Origin of the sequence: Flavobacterium sp. N1736, from assembly GCF_025947065.1 — a bacterium.
In the GTDB taxonomy this organism is placed as follows: Bacteria; Bacteroidota; Bacteroidia; order Flavobacteriales; family Flavobacteriaceae; genus Flavobacterium.
This window is the reverse complement of the sequence record NZ_CP109994.1, coordinates 2,491,946-2,518,535: the sequence shown is the minus strand read 5'-3', so window position 1 is coordinate 2,518,535 and position 26,590 is coordinate 2,491,946. Positions and strand designations below refer to the sequence as shown.

The 26,590-nt window shown below is 34.2% G+C and carries 20 protein-coding genes; 11 read left to right on the top strand and 9 right to left on the bottom strand.

Annotated features, from left to right (window positions below):
• Positions 1–46 precede the first annotated feature (46 nt).
• Together OLM54_RS10420 and OLM54_RS10415 are read left to right on the top strand one after the other, a co-directional pair.
• Positions 47–412, top strand: a complete 366-nt coding sequence (locus tag OLM54_RS10420) for a hypothetical protein (protein ID WP_264538517.1) — start codon at positions 47–49, stop codon at positions 410–412.
• A gap of 171 nt (positions 413–583) precedes the next feature.
• Positions 584–1,078: a hypothetical protein gene (locus OLM54_RS10415; protein ID WP_264538516.1), complete on the top strand. Its 495-nt coding sequence runs from the start codon at positions 584–586 to the stop codon at positions 1,076–1,078.
• A gap of 175 nt (positions 1,079–1,253) precedes the next feature.
• On the opposite strand, the gene OLM54_RS10410 is transcribed toward OLM54_RS10415, so the two are convergent.
• Positions 1,254–2,306 (bottom strand): glycoside hydrolase family 130 protein, encoded by a 1,053-nt coding sequence (locus OLM54_RS10410; protein ID WP_264538515.1) that lies wholly within the window; start codon positions 2,304–2,306, stop codon positions 1,254–1,256.
• Between the two features lie 219 nt (positions 2,307–2,525).
• Here OLM54_RS10410 and OLM54_RS10405 point away from each other — a divergent pair, with 219 nt between their 5' ends.
• The gene (locus tag OLM54_RS10405) at positions 2,526–2,699 is read left to right on the top strand and encodes a hypothetical protein (protein WP_264538514.1); all 174 of its coding nucleotides are present in this window, start codon (positions 2,526–2,528) and stop codon (positions 2,697–2,699) included.
• A gap of 26 nt (positions 2,700–2,725) precedes the next feature.
• Positions 2,726–4,234, top strand: a complete 1,509-nt coding sequence (locus OLM54_RS10400) for a DEAD/DEAH box helicase (protein WP_264538513.1) — start codon at positions 2,726–2,728, stop codon at positions 4,232–4,234.
• Between the two features lie 322 nt (positions 4,235–4,556).
• Here the strand turns inward: OLM54_RS10400 and hmpA are convergent, their stop codons facing one another.
• The 8 genes from hmpA to ribB all read right to left on the bottom strand — a co-directional run bounded on the left by hmpA (position 4,557) and on the right by ribB (position 17,325).
• Positions 4,557–5,768 carry an NO-inducible flavohemoprotein gene (hmpA, locus tag OLM54_RS10395; protein WP_264538512.1) on the bottom strand — a complete coding sequence of 404 codons (1,212 nt, stop codon included), beginning with the start codon at positions 5,766–5,768 and terminating at the stop codon, positions 4,557–4,559.
• 140 nt (positions 5,769–5,908) lie between these two features.
• Positions 5,909–6,667 (bottom strand): LytR/AlgR family response regulator transcription factor, encoded by a 759-nt coding sequence (locus tag OLM54_RS10390; RefSeq protein ID WP_264538511.1) that lies wholly within the window; start codon positions 6,665–6,667, stop codon positions 5,909–5,911.
• A gap of 58 nt (positions 6,668–6,725) precedes the next feature.
• Positions 6,726–8,045, bottom strand: a complete 1,320-nt coding sequence (locus tag OLM54_RS10385; protein WP_264538510.1) for a RagB/SusD family nutrient uptake outer membrane protein — start codon at positions 8,043–8,045, stop codon at positions 6,726–6,728.
• An 11-nt stretch (positions 8,046–8,056) separates the two neighbouring features.
• Entirely contained in the window at positions 8,057–11,401 is a 3,345-nt protein-coding gene (locus OLM54_RS10380; protein ID WP_264538509.1) for a SusC/RagA family TonB-linked outer membrane protein, read from the bottom strand.
• Between the two features lie 27 nt (positions 11,402–11,428).
• Positions 11,429–14,026, bottom strand: coding sequence for a zinc-dependent metalloprotease (locus OLM54_RS10375; RefSeq protein WP_264538508.1), 2,598 nt, complete (start codon positions 14,024–14,026; stop codon positions 11,429–11,431).
• A 107-nt stretch (positions 14,027–14,133) separates the two neighbouring features.
• Complete coding sequence (locus OLM54_RS10370; RefSeq protein ID WP_264538507.1) at positions 14,134–15,699, bottom strand: histidine kinase; 1,566 nt, start codon at positions 15,697–15,699, stop codon at positions 14,134–14,136.
• Positions 15,700–16,088: 389 nt separating this feature from the next.
• Entirely contained in the window at positions 16,089–16,661 is a 573-nt protein-coding gene (locus tag OLM54_RS10365; protein ID WP_264538506.1) for a Crp/Fnr family transcriptional regulator, read from the bottom strand.
• Position 16,662: 1 nt separating this feature from the next.
• Positions 16,663–17,325 carry a 3,4-dihydroxy-2-butanone-4-phosphate synthase gene (gene ribB, locus OLM54_RS10360; RefSeq protein WP_264538505.1) on the bottom strand — a complete coding sequence of 221 codons (663 nt, stop codon included), beginning with the start codon at positions 17,323–17,325 and terminating at the stop codon, positions 16,663–16,665.
• A gap of 154 nt (positions 17,326–17,479) precedes the next feature.
• Here ribB and OLM54_RS10355 point away from each other — a divergent pair, with 154 nt between their 5' ends.
• From OLM54_RS10355 to OLM54_RS10325, 7 genes are all read left to right on the top strand, one after another.
• Positions 17,480–18,076, top strand: a complete 597-nt coding sequence (locus OLM54_RS10355; RefSeq protein WP_264538504.1) for a TetR/AcrR family transcriptional regulator — start codon at positions 17,480–17,482, stop codon at positions 18,074–18,076.
• A 6-nt stretch (positions 18,077–18,082) separates the two neighbouring features.
• Positions 18,083–18,310: a hypothetical protein gene (locus OLM54_RS10350; RefSeq protein WP_264538503.1), complete on the top strand. Its 228-nt coding sequence runs from the start codon at positions 18,083–18,085 to the stop codon at positions 18,308–18,310.
• 22 nt (positions 18,311–18,332) lie between these two features.
• Entirely contained in the window at positions 18,333–19,595 is a 1,263-nt protein-coding gene (locus OLM54_RS10345; protein ID WP_264538502.1) for an MFS transporter, read from the top strand.
• Between the two features lie 244 nt (positions 19,596–19,839).
• On the top strand, positions 19,840–20,430 hold the full coding sequence (locus OLM54_RS10340; protein WP_264538501.1) for a murein L,D-transpeptidase catalytic domain family protein: 591 nt from the start codon (positions 19,840–19,842) through the stop codon (positions 20,428–20,430).
• 194 nt (positions 20,431–20,624) lie between these two features.
• Complete coding sequence (locus OLM54_RS10335; RefSeq protein WP_264538500.1) at positions 20,625–21,635, top strand: LacI family DNA-binding transcriptional regulator; 1,011 nt, start codon at positions 20,625–20,627, stop codon at positions 21,633–21,635.
• A 226-nt stretch (positions 21,636–21,861) separates the two neighbouring features.
• Positions 21,862–24,951 carry a SusC/RagA family TonB-linked outer membrane protein gene (locus OLM54_RS10330; RefSeq protein ID WP_264538499.1) on the top strand — a complete coding sequence of 1,030 codons (3,090 nt, stop codon included), beginning with the start codon at positions 21,862–21,864 and terminating at the stop codon, positions 24,949–24,951.
• A gap of 10 nt (positions 24,952–24,961) precedes the next feature.
• Positions 24,962–26,479, top strand: coding sequence for a SusD/RagB family nutrient-binding outer membrane lipoprotein (locus tag OLM54_RS10325; RefSeq protein WP_264538498.1), 1,518 nt, complete (start codon positions 24,962–24,964; stop codon positions 26,477–26,479).
• Positions 26,480–26,590: the final 111 nt, after the last annotated feature.

Genomic DNA, 26,590 nt, shown 5'->3' with positions numbered 1-26,590 from the left:
AGATTCATGCGAGAGTGGGGAAAATGTTCAATTAAAAAGAATAATTATGAAAAGAAATTTTTTTATCCTTGCTTTTATATTTTTTGTGATGCAAAATATCTTTGCTCAAAAATCCAGAACCTATAAAGTATTAGCAATTGACTCTGTAAGCAACTATTATTTTATTACATTTAAAAAGAATTTTAAAAAACACTTAATTGTATCTGTAAAAAGTAAAATCAAAGATGATACTTGTGAAAAAATTATGTTGTTTAAAAAATACGACTTGATTTTATTCAAATATGTTCCTGTAATTAGTATTCCTAATAGAAAGAATTTTTCTATATCTATTGAAGATAGAGTAGTTTGGAGCGATGGAGGAAAATATACTGCCTATACTACAGATATGTTATTAGGGTTGTGTTTTAAATAAACCTAAATCGATCTGATATGAATAACGATAGCGCAAAAAAAATTTCCGTGTGCACAAAAAGATATAAAATAGGTTATTATTAATTACGAAAATTTAAGTTTTTGTTTTTATACACTTTGCGGGCACGGATTGCAAATCCGGGCTATCGGGAACTATTTCAAAATTTTAATTATGATAAAAATATCAAAAAAAATATTACGATTTATTGTGATAATGCTCATAATAACAACAAATGGTTGTAAGTCTGGTGATAAAGATATATCGTACAATGAGTTGTTAAATTTTCAAAGTACACATAAAATAAAAAATTTAAATTTAGAAAAATCTCTTTATCAAGTTTTAAATGACACTACAAATTATAGTAAATATGATTTCCCAATCTTATTAATAATTAGTAAAAAAATGCCTAACAAAGACGAGTTATGTATTTCAAAAACTGATTACAATATTTTTAAAAGTAGCAGACCTGAGACATTTGATAAGTTAATTGGTTATTCTAATTATGAAGGCATTCCAGTACTTTTATTTGGTGATAATAATAAAGCTATTATTAGATTAGAAAATATTGATTTCTATAATATATTAGGTAAAATGCCAGAATATGGTCCCGATAATCCTCCAATAATTTTTGAGCCAAAGATGAAATGTTATGAAGAGCAACAATAACCTGATCGCTCAGACATACGTAATAATAACGCCAAAATTTTTCCTGCAAGGTTTTCAAAACCTTGTCGGTATCTGATGTTAATAATAAAAACCTCGTAGGGTATCCTGATGTAAATAATAATAAAACCTACAAGGTTTTGAAAACCTTGCAGGTGTTTAAAACTTCTAAGCTAGTCTAATACTGCAAAGAATCCAAAATCTCCTGAATAGAAAAATCTGCTCCACAAACAAATTCGTCTGCGGCGCCGTAATATATAGTTAATTTATCGCCGTTAACGATATGTCCGTTAGTAAAAACTACGTAACCGAAAAAACCGCTTAGTTCGTAACTTTCTTGCGGCAGCATGATAGGATCTATAGTTCTGGCAATTACTTTTGCGGGATTTTCAAGATCCATTAAAAAAGCGCCTAAACAATATTGGTGTTCAGCATTTGCGCCATGATATATTTCCAGCCAGCCCTTTTCGGTTTTTATTGGTGCGGCTCCTGCGCCAACTCGTGCACTGTCCCATTGTCCGGGTCTTGATCTTAAAATGCATTGGTGATTTCCCCAGTGAATTCCGTCAGGTGATTCGGCGAGCCAGATAAAATTTCCTCCAATTTGCGGACTTGTCGGACGATGTAAAGCGTAGAATTTTCCGTTTATTTTTTCTTCAAATATCGCACAGTCTTTATTGTGTGGCGGGAAAATCATTCCTTTTATGTCGAAGCTTTTCCAGTCTTTTGTTGTGCGAAGTCCAACGCCAACACCATTTTCAGATACTGCGGTATACGTGAGGTAATACGTATCTTCGAGTTTTGTTACACGGCAATCCTCAATTCCGAATTGTTCGAGAATTCCGGAACCCATTAAAAGTGTGGTTGCATCTTTTGGCTCATAGAATTTTTTTCCGTCGTCACTGCATAGTATTCGCAAGTGCGAAAGCGTCGTTAAATAATCCAGTCCTTTATAATTAACAACACGTGCATCGTTTGCTATAAGATCAGGATCATTAAGCGGAATTTCGATTATTTCTATTTTGCCTAATGCATTTACAACCGGAAAGAAAATTACACCTTCTTTTTGAGCTATAGATTCTGCAACCCGAACCAAAAGCCACGTTTTATTTTCAAAAGTAAAAACACCGGGATTTAAAAGACTTATAATTTGTAATTCAGGATTACTCGCAGTTAAGTCTTTAGGCATTAATAACGGATTTTCGGGAAAACGCTTTGCTATATCGCTCATATTAAGTTTGTTTTAATTCGCTAAATAGCTATAAAGTAAATCTTTTTCAGGGAGAAATCTTTTATATAATCTGTGTGCAGATTTATAAAATTTACTTTATGATACTAATCAAATTTTTGGTTTTATCCCGAATCATATAAATTGATATTGAAATGATATAAAGTATTGGCAAAACGGCTAATTAATTTTACTTTATTAATAACAATAAAACGAGGACACATGTTTAAAGAAGGAGAAAATGTAAGACAGGAATTTGGAACTCAGATTATGAAAGTGGTTGGATTTGAGCCTGAATTAATAGAAAATGTCATCACGCAGTGGGAAGATGAGTTAGGAAACATTATGACTGGAAAATTTACGGAGTCGCAGCTTGAGGTTGTAACCGAAGATTAATTCAGCAATAGAAAGCACATTTACAAATGGAAACTACAACGCAGCCAACGGGATTATTTTATGAATATCAGGAAAGGGATATTCAGTCTATTTTTGATAAAATGGGAAGCACGCCCAATCATAAACTTTTATATCAATTACCAACAGGAGGCGGAAAAACGGTCATTTTTTCTGAAATAGCCAGACGGTTTATCAATCAATTTGACAAGAAGGTGATTATCCTGACGCATCGTAAAGAATTATGCAGACAGACTTCGACGACATTAAAAAAGCTGGGTGTTCAAAACCGAATGATAAATAGTACAAGCGGCAATTTTAAAGCAAATTACGATTGTTATGTGGCTATGGTAGAAACGCTGCGCAACAGGATAAAATCAAAAAAAATAAAAACGAACGATGTTGGTTTGGTGATTATTGATGAAGCGCACCATAATTCATTTCGAAAATTACTGGGAAATTTTAAAGATGCAGTTGTGATTGGTGTAACGGCAACTCCTTTTAGCTCTGATATTTCGAAACCAATGAAACGTCATTATAAATCATTGATTACGGGCGAAACTATTTCGAAACTTATTGAAGAAGGTTTTCTGGCAAAACCTACATCTTATGTGTATGAAGTAGAATTAAATATGCTTAAAACCGGAATTCACGGTGATTATACGGTGAGTTCTTCTAATGAATTATACAGTTCGCCGGCGATGCTGGATTTGCTTTTGAAAGCATATAAGGAAAATGCAACTGGAAAAAAGACTTTAATTTTTAATAACGGAATTGATACTTCGCTTAAAGTGCAGGATAGTTTTACGGCGGCAGGGATTGCAATCAGACATTTGGATAATAAAACTTCTGATGCAGAACGAAAAGAAATTCTGCAATGGTTTAAGAAAACAAAAAATGCGGTTTTAACATCTGTTTCTATATTGACAACAGGATTTGATGAACCAACAATTCGAAATGTTATTTTAAACAGGGCGACGACTTCGATTACTCTTTATCATCAAATGGTGGGGCGCGGTTCTCGCAAGCTTCCGTCTAAAAAAACATTTACGATTACAGATTTAGGAAATAATATTCAGCGTTTTGGTGAATGGCAGGAACCGGTAGACTGGAATTATGCTTTTAAAAATCCTGAGGCTTTTGCCAAACAAATTCATTATCAGGCAACAGGCGGAGGTTCATCCGTTCAATCGCATGCTTTATCGGCAGAGTTAAGGGCGCAGTTTCCCAATACGCTGGAAATGACTTTTGATATTGAAGGACATTATCAGGAAGCAATCGATATGGATAAAAAGCCTAAAACAGTGATACAGCAATCAATTAGGCAACAGGCAAAAATGTGTATGGATAATGCAGAAACGCTGACTCAGGCAACCGCATTGGCAGAAGTTTTGAACCCGGAAGTAGAATGGCGTGTAAAACAATATGTAAAATGCCTTGATAATGCAAGCAAAAATTATAAGGAATGGCTTATAGAAGATTATCAAAACCGACTTAAAGGATTGATTATAAAATTGTATCCAAAAATACATCATTAAATTCAGCGGTACCAATCACGTTATCCTGCAAGGTTTTCAAAACCTTGTAGGTATCTCGATATAAATAACAAACCTACAAGGTTTCCAAAACCTTGCAGGAGTTTAAAATTGAATAACTTACTTTTTATTCGAAAAGATAAAAAATGAAAACACATTAGAAATTAAACCTGCAACGAACCAGGAACGCATCCAAAAAAATAAAAAATTCGATTTATTCGTGCAATTTATACTGGCTAATGTAAAGGTTATAAAAAATGTTGTTATCAGATTTTGCGTGATTTGAATTAAATATTTCTTATTGTAAAACCGAACGATTTTCATCTTAATTCAAATTGATAAGTTGAGGTCCGAATTCTTCATAAAAGATATTTTCCTGATTGACATTCAAATTAATCAGCGCTTGATATTGCGTTTTAATAAACATTTCAGGTCCGCAGATATAATATTTTGCCTGATCGAGTAAAATAGAATCTTTGCATTTATGAAGATCAACACGGCCGTGAATTATTTCGTTCGAAATGTTGTTTTCATCTTCAATCGTATCATAAAAAGTAAATGTTTCAAGATGTTTTGCTTCTTCTTTTAAAGTTACAATCTGATCTTTAAATGCATGAACAGATTCATTTCTGCAACCGTGAATCCAGATTGTTTTTTTATGCTGAATAGCGTTTAAATTCGTTTCGAGCATGCTTAACATTGGCGTAAGCCCAACGCCGCCACTTATTAAAACCAATGGGTTTTGAGAATCTTTTTCTAAGTGAAATAATCCGGCAGGAGCAGAGATTGAAATTACATCGCCTTCTGATTTTGAATGCAATGTATTCGAAACCATTCCGGATGGATTTGAATTAATGCCGCTTTCTCTTTTTACCGAAATTCTATAATATTCCGGATTAAAAGCGCTGGACAAACTATATTGTCTGGGTTGTAAAAGTCCTAATTCAGGAACAAAAACCTGAACGCTGATAAATTGTCCGGGATGATAATTGGTGATTTCTTTTCCGTCTTCGGGATAAAGATAAAATGATTTTATTTCGCTTGATTCTTCTGCGATTTTTTTAATGACAAATTTTCTCCAGCCGTTCCAGCTTCCGGGTTTCGCGGCATTTTCCTGATACATATCTTTTTCGAGATCGATCATAATTTGCGCAAGCTGATAAAAAGCAATCGTCCAGGCTTCGAGTATTTCGGGTGTTGCGGCGTCTCCAACAACTTCTGCGATGGAGGCGATAAGCTGTGTTCCCACAATTTTATATTGCTCGGGCTGGATATTTAAACTTCGGTGTTTGGTTCCAATTCCTTTCAAAACACTGATTAAAACGGTTGGGTCGTCAATATTTTCGGCGTAAGCCAAAACCGCATTTGCCAAAGCCGATTTTTGCCTTCCGTTTGCCTGATTTCCCATATTAAACATGTTTCGCAATTCAGGATGGTGCGTAAACATTCTTTTATAAAAATAATTAGTCAGGTCTTCGCCGCTTGCTCTTAATATTGGAATTGTTGCTTTGATGAGGTCTTTTTGATGTGGATTCATTTTGTATGTATTAGGATTAAAATGTTTGGAATTCTAAAAAAAATAAAGTGATTTAGAATTTTACATTTACAAAGTTAAACAGGCGATAAAGCTCTGTTTTATGACTCAAATCATAAGAATACAAAAAGAAGAATCCGGCTTTAAGAGTTTAGCCAGTTTTTGAAATTATTAATTTCTTTTTTGCTTAAAATAATGGGTTCAGTATCGGGAACGGAAATGTTGAGTAATAATTCAATTTTTTGGCTTGAATGTTTTACAATTTCCTGAATATGATGTCTGTTGATAATGTATTTTCTGTTTATCTTAAAAAATAATTTTGGATCCAGATTATTGATAAGATCTTTAAGGTTGCTGTTGTACAAATAACTGTTTCCAGAATTGGTGTGAAGAAAAAGGTGTTTTCCTGTGGCAAAAAAATACGGAATTGCGGTGTCATTTATTGAGATTAATTTATCTCTGTGGCTTACCAAAAAATGATGCTGAATATTGCTTTGATTTTCGATTTCGACCAAAGATTCAACAATTGGGTTTGGATTAAAGGTTTGCTTTATGTTTTTGTATTTGGATAAGGCTTCTAATAATTCCTGTTCTTCGTAAGGTTTTAGAAGGTAATCGATCGTAAAATGTTTAAAAACTTTTACGGCATACGAATCATAAGCGGTAATAAAAATAACGGGACATGAAATGGTGGCTTCTTCAAAAATATCAAGGCTTTTTCCGTCTCCCAAATGAATATCCATAAACGAAAGATCGACTGTGTTTTCTTTAAAAAAAGCAACTGCATCTTTTACTGATTTCAATACTGTAATTTCACTGATGGTGATAATTTGTTGTTGTTCGAGAATTGATTTCAGATAACTTGAAGCCAGATGTTCATCTTCAATGATGGCAATTTTCATTTCCTTTTTTTTGCAAAGGTAAAAAAAAAGCTCCGTTAAAAACGGAGCTTAATTGAATCTACAAGTTTGGATTATTTAAACGTGCATTCTGTGGGAATGGCAGCGTATAACGCGGATCATTTTGAATTAAGATGTATTCATCGCCGGATACATAATGTGTGATTTCTTTTTGAGTTGTTCTTCTCAAATCAAACCAACGTTGTCCTTCTGCAGCAAACTCACGTTGTCTTTCCTGACCAATAAAATCAAGAAGTTCAGTTTGGTTCATGGCATCGATTTCTACACTAAGTGTATTGTAACCTGCCGCATTGTATCTTTTTTTGATAAAAGTTAAAACAGTAGTTTTTGCTGTTGTTAAATCATTTAACTGCGCTGAAGATTCTGCTTTTGTCAAATATAATTCAGCTGCTCTGAAAGAACATTTTTGAGCAAGTTCTCCACCTTTTTTAAAGTAGAAATCTCCACCGCTTTTTCTAAAATATACTCCAAAACGTAAATCATTTACCTGATCGTAAGCATCTAATAAATCTGATGAAACGTAAGATGATCCTTTTAAGTTATTATTAAAAACATCTTCAAGTGCTAATATTGATTCAACTCCGTCATAACTTGTTGGCAAAACCGGAGTAGCGTTTAAGTCTACTAAAGCATTTTTGTATGTTAAGGCATTATTCGATGCTTCGATAGCCTTTGCCCATTCTTTTTGGTACAAAAAAATACGAGATTCCATTGCATATAAAGCTGCTTTAGAGAAACGGTAATTTAATCCTTTTGCCTGAGTGTCTTTATTAAGCAATCTTTTAGCTTCTTCTTTATCAGAAAGAATTTGCTCGTAAACTTTGGCTACAGTTTCAGGAATATAAGCCTGTTCTAAATCTACTTTTAAAGCTAACGGAACTCCTTTGTCTGTAGCTGCGGTAGCCGGATTGTATGGTTTTCCAAACAAGTTCAATAAGTCGAAATAAGCGTAAGCTCTCAATGCATAAGCTTCTCCAATTAACTGATCTTTATCAGCAGAAGCTGCAAGTTTACCATTTGCGTCATTAATAATAACATTTGCATAAAAAATGGTATTGTAAAGACCATCGTATTGAAAATCTGTTGTGATTCTGTCAGCATTTCCGTCATTCCAGGAATAAATATCTTTCCAGTAAACGAAATCATTTGAAAAATCATCCAAAATCATTTCATCGGTTCTTAATGTAATAAGCGATTTATGTTCAGGAAAAGCTTCGTATCCTCTTGTAAGTACGGCTCTGTAATCTGCTAATGTTTCAGGAATTACTTTACCAATTGGTTGTACGTCCAGATAATCATCACAACTTACCGTAGTAATTGCTGTGACGAAAAAGAATGCATATTTTAATATATTTTTCATTTTAAATCAGTTTAAAAAGTTAAGTTACATCCTATAGATAGTGATCTGGGAATTGGCTGTGCGTAGATATTTCCGTAAGTTTCAGGGTCAAAGTAACCTTTGTAATCAGAACTTACCACAAATAAGTTTCTTCCCTCAATACTAAATCTGATATCTTCCATGAAAACACTGTTAGTTGCTTTTTTAGGCAATGAATATCCTAAACGAATACTGCTTAATCTCATGTAACTCATATCTTTTACCCATGTATCAAGTAAAGCATAAGAATTTATTGGTGTTGCATCTGCATACCAGTTATACGCCATCCATGAATCTCCTGTTCCGGAGTTTTTACCTACTATGCCAGGCAAGTTTGAAGTGGTATTTGTAGAAGAATATGCATTTAAAATTTCAGTAGAATAATTTTGTCCACGATCTACAATTGTTCCATTATAAGGAGGTCTTTCTACAACAGTTTGTTTAATGTTGAAAGTAGTAGCAATGGTTAGGTCAAAGTTATGTACTTTAAACGTGTTGATAAAACCTCCGGTAAATTTAGGGTCACGATCTCCTACGTAGGTAAATAGGTCTCTCATTTCTGTTGCTGTTAAGCGTGATTGCGTAATTTCTCCGGGGAAAAAATCTGCATAAGGGTCATATAGGGCAAAAAGGGTATTTGTGTTAACTGTTTCTCCGTTTTTATTAATAAACAAAGGGTAGCCATTTTCATCAATTCCTGCTGTTTTTAGGGCGAATACAGCATTCACAGGATGTCCTTCTCTTGAAGGTGTATACGTGTTTTCTCTAATTTGAACACGATCAACATTACTCTTATTGTGAGAGAAATTAATGTTTGTAGTCCAGGAGAAATTAGGGCGTTCGATATTTTTTGTTGTCAATGCAATCTCATAACCTTTGTTAGACACTTGTGCCCAGTTTAAAGTAGAGAATTCAAAACCATTTTCGATAGGTAAAGATTGTAAACCAATTAAATCGCTGCTTTTTCTTCCGTAAACATCTGTTACAACACTTACACGGTTGTTAAACAAACCAAGATCAAAACCAAAGTTGGTATTGGTTGTTTTTTCCCATCTTAATTTATCGTTTGGCGGAGATGAGATAAAAATAGTCTGCTCATTTTGTCCCGGCAATAAAACCACGTTTTTGTATTCTCCAACAACATAAGGAGACGTGTTTTTGTCGATATTTCCTTGTAAACCATAAGAAGCACGTAATCTTAAAGTAGATAAATACGGGTTCTCTTTTAAGAAGCTTTCTTCAGATACCAACCAAGAACCTGAAAGAGCCCATAATGGTAAGTATTTGTATTTAGGATCTACACCAAATAAATCTGATCCGTCGTAACGCACACTACCAAAAGCAGTATATTTTCTGTTATACGTATACGATGCTGTAGCAAAAAATGAAGCAAATGCATTTTCATTCTCTGTTTTTTGGTATGTTCTGTATAAAGCCTCGTTAGCTACACTTTCGTTAGGAAAAATGATTTGCTTAGTCGTTAAAGTTGTTGGATTAAATCCAAAACCTTTGGTTGCGATAGAAGTATTGTAATTTCTTCTTAATTCGCTACCTGCCATAACTTCAACCTCATGTTTTTTGTTAAAAACAGCGCTGTAGTTTAACATCGTTTTCCAGTTGTATTGAAAAAAGTCAGTATTTGAGTTTTGAATAATTCCACCATCAGGAAGGAAATAAGTTGGAACTCCGCCGCTGAATCTTTTTGTATTTTCTCTTACTTTTCTAGTGTAGTAAGTCTCTTTATCAGCAAATTTTTCAGAAGCATTATTGTCAAATTGAAGACCAACCTGAGTTGTTGCTTTGAAGTTTTTAGTAATGTTATAATCAATATCAAGAATGGCTTTTATAGCTCTGTTTTTTAATTCGTAAGATGTGTTTTCTCTTTCTTCAAGAAAGTTAAAAGGAACATATACAGAGTTATTGCTATATCCGCTAATATCCTTATCGTAGTTAAAACTACCGTCAGCATTTGTAGGTGTTAAATAAGGGTTTACATTTCTTGAATAATTTGCAGGATTTGTAAACGCATCTGTATCTGATACATACGATTTTGTTGTACTTTGAGAACCAAAAATACTAACACCAACACGTAATTTATCACTTACTTCAAAGTTGTTTTTCAACGTAAGGTTGTATCTGTTATATCCGGTTCCAATTGTAGTTCCTTCTTCATCATAAGCACCAAGAGAGAAGTAGTAATCAGATTTTTCTCCACCACCGGATAAGCTCAAACCATATTGTGTATTTACGGCATCCTGATACAATAAATTACCCCAGTTTGTATTGTTGTTTCTTAATGTGTTGATTGCGTTTTGAGAATCTGTGCTCAAAGACGAAAAACCTCCCGCTCTGTAAGCTCCTAATTCATTAGCCCCATTTAGAATGCGGGAAACTTGTCCGCCGGTATCTCTGTAAGTTAAATTTGCATCAGAAGCCATTGCTAATTCTAAGTCTACTTTTTGAGATGAATTCATTAAGTTTAATTTAGAAAAATCAGGTCTTTGCGTAAGGAAAGTATTCGTAGTAAAATTTACTCTCATATTTCCTTTTTTACCTTTTTTAGTAGTCACAACGATAACTCCGTTTGCAGCTCTTGCACCGTAAATAGCAGTTGCCGAAGCATCTTTTAAGATCGTAATATCTTTAATATCTTCAGGATTTAAACCTGCAATAGAAAAGTTAGTCAATTGATCAATATTGTCTTTATCGTAGTTTTGCGGAACATCATTTCCTTCAAGAGGCAAACCATCTAAAACCCATAACGGATCTTGTGGCCCTGAAAGCGAAGCAGTACCACGAATTCTCACTTTCGCGATTGTACCAGGAGCTCCGGTTGCCTGCGTAACGGCAACACCCGTAACCTGACCAATTAATAATTGATCAATACTGGCAACACCCGCTTGTTGAATGTCGATCATGTTTGCTTTACCAACAGCAGAAGTAAGTTTTCTGGTTTCGATTTTTTGGTAACCCGTAACCACAACCTCTTTCAATTCTGCGGTTTCAGATTTTAAACCAACATTGTAGTTTTTTTGATTTGTAACTTCAAGAGATGTAGACTCATAGCCGATATAAGTTACCCTTAAAAACTTAACGTTACCATTTATTTGTAATGTAAATGTACCATCAAAATCAGTAACGGTACCAAGGCTTGAACTTTGAATTACGCCTTTTTGCTGTGTGCTGTTTGAAATAGAAGCATTTTCAACAAAGACAGATACACCATATAAGGGCATCCCATCTTTAGAATCGGTTACTTTTCCTTTAATCGTTCTGGTTTCCTGGGCATACCCGGACAGGGCAAGGAGAAAACTCAGCATGTAAAATAGATTTTTCATTCTGGAATTTGGGTTTGGTTAAAAATTTTATAATGTGTTGTTTAATGCTCTTTCTATACGCTGAATCAGGTCGAAATAATGGTTTTTGGTTTCCTGATTTCCAATACTTCTTTTTGATTTTAATAATTGCAAAACCTGATTTAATTCTCCTTTTTTATCAGATGTAACTTCCGAAACTCTTTTTAAAGAAGATTGATTAATGTTGCGTGCCATTTTCGAATTATCTAAATAATCACACAACTGAGGCATGCTTAGGTTTTCCTGAATTTCGATACTCTTTTTAGGCTCCGTTTTTTCAAAAAGTTTATTTGTTGATACAATTAAAACATCAACATAATTTTTCTGAGTCAGACGTTCCAAAATTGTCAATGATTTATTTTGAATCGTCGAAGCAAAAATATTCTGGCGTAACGTTTTAAATAATTGCGTTACCGTAAACACATTTTCTTTCGTTTCGTTACGCTGAAATAATTCGTTTTCAGTAATTCGCAACAAACGATCATCGCTTAACATACTGTACAATATTCCATATTGAAGCTCTCTTGCCAATGTGTAAGGCGTATATTCGTAAGGTCCAAGCGGAGAATCTTTTAAAGGATTTGTTTTATCCAAAATCGCATTAAAAAACAACCATTCAGGAAGCGCAATACTATTTTTTAATAAATAAGCAACCGCTCTTTTTTGCACCGCAGCCGGTACCGGAATATAACTCGCTTTATTATCGCCGTGAACGGTAGTGTTTAAATAAATACCGCCAAGATTGCTTAATACATGATAGTTATACAAATTCCATTGACCAATTGCGCCAATATAAAGTTTACCTGTTCCGTAATACGATTCATCTTTATCATACGTCCATTCCAGAATATGACTTACAACCCTTTTTAAGTTTTTAAGCCCATATTCGCTGGCTTTCATGGCATCATTTCCTAAATCTTCAGATTGTGAACGCGGATCAATTGTGGCATCTCCGTCTTGTTGTTCTCCGTAAAAATAAATTGGATCATCCTGATGTTTCGTAATCAAAGCGTTTAAAGCAGCATGTTCCTCATTTTCATTCGCGTACCATCTGTAACCCCATTCGATGGCGTATTTGTCATATTCACCAATTTTTGGCGTAATGGCTTCTACATTATCTTCCGGCTGAGCGATATAATTATATCGTGCATAATCCATGATAGAAGGAGCAGTTCCGCCCATTTTTGCCGTAAAATCCTTAGAACGAAGCGATTCTACATCATAAGCAAATGAAGCGCCCATATTGTGTTTTAAACCAAAGGTGTGACCTACTTCATGAGACGAAACAAAACGAATTGCTTCTCCCATATGTTCATCACTAAATTTATTTCCTCTTGCTTTTGGATCGATTGCACCCGTTTGTATGCGCATCCAGCTATGAAGTGACGTCATCACATTATGCCACCAAATAATATCTGATTCTATAATTTCGCCACTTCTAGGATCAACAACCGCTGGTCCCATCGCATTAGATTTTTGCGATGCAACATAAGTGATAACAGAATAACGAACGTCATCTATATCAAAATCAGTGTCTTCATCAGTAGGTTCTTTGGCAATAACCGCATTTTTAAAGCCTGCTTTTTCAAATGCAATTTGCCAGTCACGAACCCCTTCGATGATATAAGAGCGCCATTGTTTAGGAGTCGAAGGATCGATGTAGTAAACAATAGGCTTTTTTGGCTCTACTAATTCGCCATTTTTATATTTTTCAATGTCCTCTTTTTTAGGCTCTAATCTCCAGCGAGTAATCAATTCCTTCTCACGCATTGCCTGTTGGTCATCGCTAAAATACCAGTGTTTTTCTGAGAAATAACCAATGCGTTTATCCGCAAAACGGGCTTGCATTGGTGTTTTATCCAACAAAATAATATTACTTGTTACGCCAAGAGTAACCGAAAGGGCAGGACCGCCTTCGGCAACAGAAGTCGTAAGCTGAGATTTAACCACAATATTATTTGGAAACGTCTTCACACTTTCTATATACGAAAGCTCTGATTTTACAGATCCGCCAAGACCAATATTGCTTAAAACATCATTAAAACTCTTTTGTTTTCCGTCAAAAACTTTATTTGCTTTAATTACAATCGAAGTAGAATCATTATTTTTTGTTTCAATATCAAAAACTTCGATAATTGATTCTGAGAAATTGCTGTTTACCGATGCTGTAATTGCGTCTCCAACAGGCGAAGAAACTTTTGGGACAGATGACTTTACCCAAACTTTTTTTGCAACAAGATCTTTATGAAAAGTAATAATCTTGTTTTCGTAATTTATTCCTTTATTAAGTCCGGCATCGTTAACCGGCATTGGAACATTAGAAAGTTTATTAACTACTAAAAATTCCCTTTGAAAAAGCGAATCGTTTATTTCTAAATATAAATCTGTTTTAACCTGAATGGTATTGAACAAGCCTTTTTTGAAAGTTCCCTTTTTAATAAGGTCGTTGTAATTTTTCCCTTTTGAAGATTTAAGGGAATCTGCAGCTTGTTCTGTATTTTCTTTGTCTTTTTTATTCTTTTTTTGAGAAACCACAGAACATGTACTTAATAGCGCTGCTACTAAAACAATGTTTTTCAGATTCATCAATATTGCCTTTTCCCTCATTGTGAAAGTTAAGTTTAAGTTAATTTTTGTCGAAAATATTCGATAAATTATGTTAAAAAAAACAAAATGGAGTGAGTGGCTTTTTTTTGGGAGTGAATGTTTTCTTTTTATCCAATTAGAGGTAAAATGCAAGTAAATTTCCCGTCTTTTTTGTAAGCTCGAAAATCATTTTTAGCATAAAAAGTATAAATACTTTCTAAATATTTATGACCAAATTGTGACCCCTTTTCGGAGTTTTGTTTTTCATTTAGATTATTGGTGATAATAACCTCGGTTTCTCTAATTTCAATACTAATTTCCAACGGATTTTCATCTGAAGCAATATTGTGTTTTAGAGCATTTTCTATCGCAATCTGAAAAGCCAGATACGGAACTTTTTTCGACAGAACATTCTCATCATCAACGATATCAACCGTAAAAATGAATTCTTTTTTAAACCTTGTCTGCTGTAAAAAAATGTACTTTTCTATAAAAAGAAGTTCCTCCTGCAGCGTCACAATATTTTGCAACGGCGGATTAATTAAGTAGCGGTAAATCTTAGAAAGATTGAGCGTAAATTTTCGTGCAACGCCTGTATCGCTGTCAATAAGCATATAAAGTGAGTTTAGCGAATTGAATAAAAAATGAGGATTAATTTGTTCTTTCAGCTGTTGCAACTGTATCAGTGCTTTCTCTTTATTTATCTTTTCATTTTCTAACAGAAGTCTGTTCTTTTCTCTCGAAAGAATGGCTTTTTCGCGGAATGTTTTTTTGTTAAAAATGGTAAAAAGATAAAAAAACAAAATCAGTATCGAAGTCGTGATAACATATATTAAAGAAGCGTATTTTTTTACAGAATCGACATCTTCATTTCCAATTTCTTTTGGTGAGTTTACAGAAATATACCAATTCGTGTTTTTTACATTAAGCCGTTTTGTATAGCGCACAATATCCAATTTCAGATATTCTGATAACGCTATTTTTTTGCCGTAAAACTCGTCATTGATAAAAGTAGTATCAGCCGAAGTCAGGTTGGCAATCTTAAAAGCATTCTTTTCTAAAAGGTTTATTTCAGGATGATAAATAATAGTTCCATGTTCATCAAAAACAAAAGCATAATTGGGTAAATTTTGGTTGATCGTATAAAAATAAGATTGCAGTGCTTTAAGATCCACATCAAAACCATATCGAACGATGGTGCCGTTTGCAGCAACCGACTTAAAATAAATACGCCAAAAAAAGTTTTCTTTGTCTTTTATAATAGCGCCGGATTGATTTTTGGCATTATTTTTAAGAATAAAATCTTTTATAGAAGCATCACGATTTGCATTGTTTTTAGAAGTTGTAAATTCTATTTTATTATTGTTAATCTGAAACCAGGTGTTTTTAATCAAACTATCATTGGTATGAATCGTGCTTAAAACTCTTAAATGATCTGCCAGATTTTCAGCATTACTAATTTTAATAATATGATCGAGCTCTTTTTGAGTTTCCAGAAAACGGGAGAATTCCTGTTGCACGACTTCTTCTCGTTTAAGAAAATTTCGTTTGGTACTTTCCGTATTTGATTTTTCGGTGATTTGAGTAATTAAATTACTTAATACATAAATAGAAAGTAACGTAAGCGCAATAAAAACGATTCCTAAAATGATAAAGTTACGACCTGAAAAGATATTTTTTAAAGAGAATTTCAAAGATGTTTTTAAATAAAGGGAATACTGTTAGCGGATTTTTTTGGCATTTTTTGCCCGGCAAATATAGTATTTTCTTTTAAACCGTTTTGATTTTTCGCTTCGGATATTGTTGATAATCAGATTGAAAGAATTTTACTCCTTATTTTTTAAATCTATCGATCAAACTGTGGTGTGTAATTTTTATATGTAGTCCCTATGGGACAATTGTTACATTCTAATTTAATTTCTACCAATATTTAACTCCTAAAGGAGTATTTGATTTTGTACCTCGTAGAGGTTAAATGTTGGTAGAAAAAATGTTCCGGTTATACAATTGTCCCGTAGGGACTAAACAAACATAATCACAATGTATCTCGTTCTTCGGGATGACAAAAACGCAGGTTCTGTCATCAAATTTTAGATTTTAAACGGCTTAAAGTTTCCTGCGAAATATTAATATATGATGCCACGATTTTATTTGGCAGGCGCTTTACAATCGTTGGGTTTACTTGCAAAAGCTGATGGTATCTTTCTAATGCATCCATTGTAGTAAACGACATTAATCGGTTTGAACTATTAACGTAAGCCTTTTCGAGATAAACAGAATAAAAGGCGCGCCATTGCGGAATCGTTTCCATCAAATAATTAAAATCGTCATGGCTAATGCTTAAAAGTTCTGATTTTTCGACTACCTGAATATATTCTGCCGAAGGAGATTTTGTAATAAAACTTACCAAAGCCGTTGCCAGCTGATTTTCGAAAGCAATATATCGCGTAACATCTTTTCCTTCTTCATTAATAAAAAAAATTCTTAAACAACCCTTGCCAACAAAAAAACTCTGTTGGCTGGTTTGTCCCTGAGAAAGCAAAAGATCATTCTTTTTATGTTTTAAAGGTTTAAAATAAGAAAGAATGGTATTTAAATCTTCATCGCAAATCTCGATATTCTTTTTAATGTAATGACCAAGCTGTTCGTATATCATCTTAAATGTAGTCTGCCACAAATTTACGGTAATAGGCAATATCTTCTATCGATAAAACTATTAAATCGTGCTGCTCTGCAAAGCTAATTATTTTGTCAAGTTTGGCCATCGTGCCATCTTCATTCATTAGTTCACACAAAATCGCCTGAGGTTTTAAGCCCGCTAATTTCATTAAATCGATACTTCCTTCCGTGTGTCCGTTTCTTTCGAGAACGCCGTTTTTCTTTCCACGAAGCGGAAAAATGTGTCCCGGTCTTGCCAAATCTGAAGGTTTTGCATTTTCATTGCAGGCGGCTTTAATCGTGGTTATTCTGTCTGCCGCAGAAACTCCTGTTGTAACGCCTTTTGCAGCTTCGATAGTAATTGTAAACGGAGTTTGAAAACTGCTTGTATTTTCGTGCACCATATAAGGCAAATCCAATGCATCGGCTTTTTCATTTGTCAGGCAAAGACAAACAATTCCGCTGCATTCACGAATCATCAAAGCCATATCGGCAACATTCATATGTTGAGCAGAAAAAATCAAATCGCCTTCATTTTCCCTGTCTTCGTCATCGGTAAGTAAAATGCCTTTTCCGTTTTGCAAATGTTTTAAAGCATTTTCTACGCGTTCATAACTGGTTAAACCAAATTTTTCTAACGGACTTATTAATGTATCTATCATTGTTATGGATTCTATAATTAAATTTTACCCCGCAAATCTAAAGTTGTTTTAAATCGGAAAGTTTGATGTAAGTCAATAAAATAAAATAAAAAAAATAATAAATAAAAGAATGCTCATTCATTTATTATTTTATCTTTGTCAAAAATTGAGTTGCATGAGAGTAAGAGATATTGATAAGGAAAATTTGGTGATCGAAAATGCGATTGATCAAATTGTACGAGACGGATTTCAGGGTTTTAGTATGAACAAATTAGCAAAAGCCTGTAATATTTCCGTCGCGACTTTATATATTTATTACAAAGACAAGGATGATTTGATTCAGAAAATAGGCGGCAAAATTGCATTAAAGTTTTTTGCGGGAACGATTAAAGATTTTTCGCCGGATATGTCGTTTGAAGAAGGTTTGTGGAGACAATGGGAAAACCGCGCCGACTTTACCATGAAATATCCAAAAGAAGTTGCATTTTTTGAAATTATTAAACATTCGCCTCACTCAGAAGCTATTTTAGACACTATTAAAGAGTTCTCAGATTTCAGGGCTATTATGAAACAGTTTATAGATAACGGACTGGAAAATAAAGAGCTAATTCCGATGTCATTTGAAGCTTTTTGGAGTATCGCCTACGGGCCGTTATACACTTTGTTGAACTTTCATACCGAAGGAAAAAGTTTGGGAGGAAAACCATTTGTGTTAACCAAAGAAATAATGAAAGAAGCCTTTCAGGCTGCAGTAAAAGCTTTAAAACCATGAAAAATTATGGAAACAGATTTACAAAAAATACATATTTTTAAAACAAATATTGATAAAATATATCCGGATTGTGCCATAAATACAACATTAGGCAATCATAAAGATATTCAGCAATGGAGCGTCGATTGCGAAGATGTCGACCGTGTACTTCGTGTTGTTTCAGAAACACTCGAGCCGGAAATAATTATCAATATCATCAATCAACTTGGCCACGAGTGCCAGGAATTAACCTAATCAAAAAATACAAACCGTTAAAATGGAAAAAACTAAAATAGAAGTTCCGGCTTTTACTTCCAACCAAAAAATAATTATTGCCATACTGGCGCTCTTACAATTCACTGTTATACTCGATTTTATGGTCATTTCTCCGTTGGGAGATATCCTGATGAAAACATTAGACATGACAACGGCAAACTTTGGTTTTGCGGTTTCGGCTTATGCATTTAGTGCCGGGGTTTCGGGATTGCTTGCTGCGGGTTTTGCAGATAAGTTTGACAGAAAAAAACTCCTCATATTCTTTTACACCGGATTTATAATTGGTACTGTTTTTTGTGCCCTTTCTACAAGTTACCAAATGCTGTTAATGGCAAGAATCGTTACCGGACTTTTTGGCGGTGTAATTGGTTCTGTTTCATTAGCTATTGTGACTGATTTATTCGTTATTCAGCAAAGAGGCCGTGTTATGGGTTTTATTCAAATGGCATTTGCAACAAGCCAGATTTTAGGTATTCCCGTAGGATTATATTTTGCCAATAACTGGGGCTGGCATTCGGCATTTATTATGATCGCCGTTTTAGGATTGCTTATTTTAATTGCAATTTTAACCCAAATGAAACCAATCACCAAACATTTAGAATTGCAATCAGACAAAAGTCCGTTTTTGCACCTTTGGCATACGCTTAGCAACAAACAATATCAGATAGGTTTTACGTCAATTGCGTTTCTTTCTGTTGGAGGTTTTATGTTACAGCCCTTTGGAAGTGCGTTTTTGGTAAACAATATTCATATTAGCCAGCTCGAATTGCCAATGGTATTTTTCTTTACCGGAATTTCAGTATTATTTATAATGCCTTTAGTTGGAAAATTAAGTGATAAAGTAAGCAAGTTTAAATTGTTTGCCGCAGGATCTGTAATTTCAATCGTTATGATTTTAATTTACACCAACTTAAATCCAATTCCGCTATGGGAAATCGTCGTAATCAACATGATTTTATTTATGGGAATCATGAGCCGAATGATTCCTGCAACAACGCTAAATACAGCAATTCCTGAAATGAAAGATCGTGGCGCCTATATGTCGATTACATCATCATTACAGCAAATTGCAGGCGGAATTGCAGCTGTTTGTGCGGGATTTATTGTGCACCAAAAAACAAAAACATCACCTCTTGAAAACTATGATGTTCTGGGTTATGTTATTGCTGCGGTTACTTTAACCACCGTATTTTTAATGTGGAGAGTCAATCAATTGGCAAAAACAAAAGATAAAACGCTCGATGTTCCTGTTATTCTTGAATAAAGCCTAACTATTCGCATACTTAAATAAAAAGCCTTGTAAAATATTTGTTTTACAGGGCTTTTTTATGCATAATCCGCAGCTTAAATAATATATTTATTGAGTCTTATTGTCTTGTTTTTCAGTCTTTTACGGTCTATTTTCGGTTTAATTGCAATGTAAATTTGTGCACTTAAAATTAGTTTAAATCATAGCTGAAATCATGTTTAATAATCAAACAGTGATTTAAACTTTAAAGCACATTTTTATGAAAATAGTCAACTTACTATTATTTTTAGTAATGCCCTTTTTTGGAGGCATAAAAGAAAATAACACATTGTCAGATATTGAATTGGAAAGATTTAATACTCAGGTTACAGACATAAAAGCAATGATTAATTCGAACCCAAATTATAATACCAAAATTGCTTTTTTTGTTGACATGAGAATCAAATCAGCAAAAAACAGATTCTTTGTTTACGACCTGGTAAACGATAAAATTATAGATCAGGGACTTGTAGCGCACGGATCAGGTTCTGAAACCAAAATAAAAGGCGAATTGAAATTTAGTAATGAACCCAATTCTAATGCTACCTCATTAGGCAAATATGCTATTGGAAAATCATACAGCGGAATGTTCGGAAAATCATATAAATTATCCGGTTTAGACGAAACTAACAACAACGCATTAAAACGTGCGATTGTTTTACATTTTTATTCCGCAGTTCCGGAAGATGAACAGGATTATTATATTTCTAACAGCAAAGGATGTCCAATGGTAAATGAAAACTTCTTTAAAAGGCTTTCAAAAATAATTGACAGCTCTAAATCAAACATCATTTTGAGCGTTTATTACTAATAAATCCAAATGGTCAAAAGTACTTTATGAAAAGAATTATTATTAGCTAAATACCCGTATTTACTAATAATAATTCTTTTTTATTTGAATAAAAAAACGATTAGTTCAAAAAAATTGTTACAAAATCGTTTTAGTAATTGTTTTTGTATATATTTGCTAGACCATTAATAACCTTACAAACCACTAACCACTGTATGAAAAAAATCACAATAAAGGATATTGCTACAGAGGCACAAGTTTCAATATCTACAGTATCTTTTGTGATTAACGGTAAAGGTGAAAAAATGGGAATTAGCAGTTCTGTCATTAAAAAAGTACAGGATGTAGCCGAAAAACTCAATTATAGACCCAGTATGATTGCGACCAGTTTAAGAACCGGAAAAACAAGATCTATTGGACTTATTGTCGAGGATATTTCAAATCAGTTCTTTGCTGATTTGGCAAGAGTTATTGAAGATGAAGCTAAAAATATAGATTACAGAGTTTTTTATTGCAGTACAGGTGATGATGATGAACGTTCTGAAGAATTGATCCATAGTCTTTTGCAGGCAAATGTTGATGGTTTTATAATTACGCCAACACAAAATCTGGAAGAAAGCATTGATCTCCTTTTAAAATTGAAAAAACCGGTCGTATTAATTGACAGGTATTTTCCGGGACAAAGGGTAAGTCATGTTGTAATGGATAATTACGAAGCCTCAAATTCAGCCACTAAATTCCTGATTAAAAAAGGCTGCAAGCATATTGCCGTTGTCAACAATACTTCTGAAATGGTTCAGATGAAATTGCGGGAAGATGGTTATCGCGATGCCTTAAAAGAAGAAGGAATTTATAATGAAGCGCTTGTTCTTCATATGGAATACCATAGCAGCGAGGAAGCGAGAATTGAAACCGTTGTCAATTTTTTTCAAAAAAATCCTCAAATTGATGCTGTTTTATTTTTGACAAATTACATGGGACTTACAGGTCTTCAGGCTTTTAAAGATATGGGACTTAAAATTCCGAATGATATTTCAGTCATTAGTTTTGATGATCATGACAGTTTTAAATTGCATACGCCAACAATTAGCGTTATTGCACAGCCCATTAAAGAAATAGCGGTTAAATCGATACAATTGTTAATGAGTCAAATGACGGATATGGTCACATTTGATGTTGAAAAAAGTCTCAAAAAAGGAAAATTAATCGTTAGGGAATCCGTCTGATTTCGTACCGAATATAGATAAATAAAAAAACAAAGCGATTTGTTTTTTTTTAAACAGTTTACTAAATCGTTTTAGTAAATATTTAGTAAATCAAAAACATAGTATTCGATAGTCGAAAAAACGTTGAATGCCATATTAAATTGAGTTCAAATTTTTATTAATTATTTAAAACAAGCACATTACAAAACAAAACAAAATCAAAACAAATTAAACCAAAAAAATGCTTATGAAACGAATATTAGCAATGTTAGCAATGGTATTGTTCAGCAGCTTAGGAGCTCTGGCACAAAATCGATTAATAACAGGCATAGTGACAGATGCAGAGAACAAGGGAATTGTTGCTGCATCAATCGAAGTTCAGGGAAAACCATTTAGCGCAATTACAGATGCTGAAGGTCGATTTAAAATGAACGTTCCGGAAGGTAAAGTTACTTTGAGTGTAACTTCTATAGGTTTTGTATCAAAATCAGTAGTACTGCAGGAAAACGAAACGAGAATTTCGGTTGCATTAATCGAAAATGCACAGGAATTAAAAGATGTTGTAGTAACTTCATTTGGAGTTAAAAAACAAAGAAAAAGTTTAGGTTATGCCGTTGGAGAATTAAAAGGAGACGACTTAACAAAAAACAAAGAAATTAACTTAGGAAATGCACTTCAGGGAAAAATTGCCGGAGTTAACGTTTCTGCACCGGTTACAGGACCTTCAGGTTCAAGCCGTGTTGTAATTCGTGGAGCAACTTCTGCTTCGGGACTTAACCAGCCTTTGTATGTTGTAGACGGAATCCCTATTGATAACAGCCAGCAAGGAAACGCCGGAATGTACGGAGGAGCTGATAAAGGTGACGGTATGTCTTCTTTTAATCCTGATGACATCGCTTCGATGTCAGTATTAAAAGGTAGTGCGGCTTCTGCTCTTTACGGATATAGAGGATCAAATGGTGTAATTCTTATCACAACTAAAAAAGGTAAAAGCGGAACAGGAATTGGAGTAGATTTTAGTACAAATTCTACCTTTAATACACCGGCAAGTCTTTTGCACTGGCAAGATCAATATGGCGCCGGAGCGCCTGTAAATGGTGTAGCAACACGATTTACAAACTTGCAGGAACTTAGAGATTCATACTATTTTGCATGGGGAGATAAATACGACGGAACGCCTTCTTTGGCAATCGACGGAACTACAAAACCATACAAAGCTTATGGTCAGGATAATGTGGAAAATTTCTACAGAACCGGATATTCTTTTAGTAATACACTGGCAATTTCAGGCGGAAATGAAACGACAAATTTCAGGTTATCTTTCGGAAATACAAAAGACGAATCTATTTTGCCGGGAACAAATTTCGGAAGAAATAACGTGACTTTGAGTTTAAATTCGGCACCAAACAAAAAAATAAGTGTAGAAACAAACGCACAATATATTTCTGAAAAAAGTCATAACAGACCTTATTTGAATGACTCGCCAAGAAACCCGTCATTCCCGGTAACTTTTATGACTCCGGGAACAGACATTAGATGGATAAACAATGCTTATGACGAAAATGGCGGTGAAGCAGATTATTTCGGTGGAAACGTATACCACACTAATCCTTATTATGTTACACAAGAAACATTAAACGAAGATCTTAGAAAACGTTTTATAGGTTCTGCAAAAGTAAATTATAATATTACCGATAAAATTTATGCAAAAGGAGTAGTGGGTATCGACGATATTAACTATGAATATACAGAGATTGAGCCAACAGGAATTAATTACAGTCCGGGCGGATCAATTGAAAACAGAATCGAAAACCGTTCAGAAGTCAATTTTTCAGGATTTTTAGGATACAAAGGTGATATCGTTAAAAACCTTTCTTTGGATGCTTTTATTGGAGCCAACCGTCAGGATAACAGAATGAGCGGTATTAAAATGAAAGGAAACAATTTTATCGTGCCATTCAAATATTTTTATGCCAATACACAGCCTGATAAAACAGAAAAATTGTTTTCAGAAAGTGAAGTAAACTCTCTTTTTTATTCAGCCGATTTAGGGTATAAAGATTTCTTATATGTAAGTTTAACAGGTCGTGAAGATTGGTTTTCGACTTTAGATCCATCAAATAACAGTATTTTTTATCCATCTGTGAGCACCAGTTTTATTTATTCTGAAATAATTAAATTACCGGAATGGATGTCTTATGGTAAATTAAGAGCAGGCTGGGGTAACGTAGGAGGCGCATTGCCGGATGCTTATGCATTGTCATTAACATACACAACTCCAGACGGACAAACAGATTCGCAAGGACAGCCAATTTTAGGTATTAACGGAGACACAGTGCCAAACAAATACTTAAAACCTTATAATGTAAGTACAATCGAATTTGGTTTTGAAAACACATTTTTCAATAACAGAGTAAGTACAGATTTGACTTTCTACCAAAAAAGAACCACAAACGATATTGCTGATGCTGATATTTCTAAAGCTTCCGGTTTTAGAACTACAAAAATCAATGTGGGAGAAATTTTAAACAAAGGAGTTGAATTTGCTATCAATGTAAAAGCAGTAAAAACACCAAGTTTTACATGGAGCGTTGGTTACAATTTTGCGTATAATAATAGTGAAGTGGTGAATCTTTCTGATAAAATTCCAACCAAATTATTAGATGATAACAGAGATGCAAGAGCTTCTGTAGTATTAGAAAAAGGGCAGCCTTTTGGCGTAATCAAAGCGTATGATTATTTAAGAGATGCAAACGGAAATATTGTACTTGACCCAAGTGGTAAATTCCTTAGAGGAAACTTAATTATTGCAGGACAAGGTGTTGCGCCAACTTCTATGGGACTTTCTAATGATTTCTCCTATAAAAATTTCACACTTTCGGTTTTCGTAGATGCTAAATTTGGAGGCGAAATCTATTCGGCTACAAACCAGTTAGGAATGCGTTACGGATTATCTGAAGCGTCACTTCCGGGTCGTGAAGGCGGCGTTGCAGTAACAGGAACAGATACAAACGGAAATGCTGTAAACACAAACGTTTCTGCATACGATTACTGGAGAAGTTATAGCGATGTAACATCAAATTTTGTTTACGATGCTGATTTTGTAAAATTAAGAGCGATTTCTTTTGCTTATAATTTTCCAAAAACATATTTGTCAAAAACACCATTTCAATCGATTAGTTTAGCATTTTCTGCACATAATTTATGGACTATTTATGACAAAGTGCCAAACATTGATCCGGAGTCAAACTATAATAATAGTAATGCTCAGGGACTTGAAAGAGCTTCTATGCCATTAACGAGAAATTATGGTTTAACGCTTAATGTCAAATTCTAATAATAAAAAGATGAAAAATAAATTTATACAACTATTTTGTATCGCAATTGTTAGTGCAATGACATTGACATCGTGCGATAAAGGATTCGAAGAAATGAATACGAATCCAAATGCATTAACAGATCCGGCTGTAAAATCAATGTTTACACTGGCTGAAATTTATGTAGACGGACAGGATTTTTCGAATACAAGAGGAAACAATATTTATGCAGCACAAATTGTACAGCAATTTTCTTCATTAGGAGGTTCAGGTTCAAAATACACCTATTCTTCAGAATATTCAGCAGCGCTTTTTGGAGAAACATACGGAAAAGGATTAAACCAGATTTACCAGTTAATGTCTGTATTGCCTGATACTCCGGAAAATTCAAACATGATTCAGGCTTGTAGAATCATGAAAGTTTTCTTGTTCCAAAAATTGACAGATACTTATGGTGAAGTTCCTTATTTTGAAGCCGGAAAAGGATATAACGGAAATATTTTTACCCCAAAATATGATACGCAGGAAGCCATTTACAATGATCTTTTAAAAGAATTAGACGAAGCCGGAAACACTTTAGACGCAAGTAAATCTTTTGCCGGTGCCGCAGATTTGTATTACCAAAGCGATGTTGCAAGATGGAAAAAACTAGCCAACTCATTAATGTTGAGAGTTGCAATGCGTTTGTCTAAAGTAAATCCTGCCAAAGCAAAAGAATATGTAGAAAAAGCGGCTGCAAAAGGTGTTTTTACTTCAAATGATGACAGCCTTGTTTTAAAACATGACGCTGCTCCTGCGGGAGTTAAAACAAACCCAATAACATCTTCATGGGTTCGAAATGACTTAAATGGAGGAGAATCGAATATTAAATTCAGTAAAACATTTATCGATTTATTGAAAAACACAAACGATCCCCGTTTAAGAATTTACGCAAAATTAGAAGCGACAGGAGACAACAATCCGGCACATCAGCAAGGACTTGCAAATGATGCAAAAGAATTTCCGGGAGGAGACAAAAAATTGTTCTCAGATCCTAATACGTCAACCGTATTACGTTTAGACGCTCCAACTTTAATTATGTCGTATGCCGAAGTACAATTTATATTGGCAGAAGCAGCAGTAAAAGGCTGGAATGTTGGCGGAAGCGCACAGCAATATTATGAAAGCGGCGTAAAAGCGGCGATGGAAGTATTGACCATTTTTGGAGATAAAGTTCCAGCCGTTACAAGTGCAGAATACAACACTTATATTACCACTTATCCTTTTAAATCTGCCGGAACTGAGGCTCAAAAAATCGAACAGATTATCACCCAAAAATGGATTGTATTATTGTTCAATGGTTTTGAAGCATTTTCAGAATACAGAAGAACAGGATATCCTGTTTTAGTTCCTGTTAATGATCCAACAGGAGAAACAAACGGAACAATTCCGAGAAGATTAATTTATGATCAGTCAGAATTGCTTACCAATGCAGCAAATTATAAAGAAGCAATCCAACGCCAGGGTCTGGATTTATTAACAACCAGAGTTTGGTGGGATAAACAATAGTTTAAATTGATTAATTAGTTGAGTTTTTGACTAAGCCGGGCAGGATTACCTGTACCTCGCCCGGCTTTTTTTTTAAAAGGAGTTTTTTAAGGTTCAAAGGTTCAAAGGAAC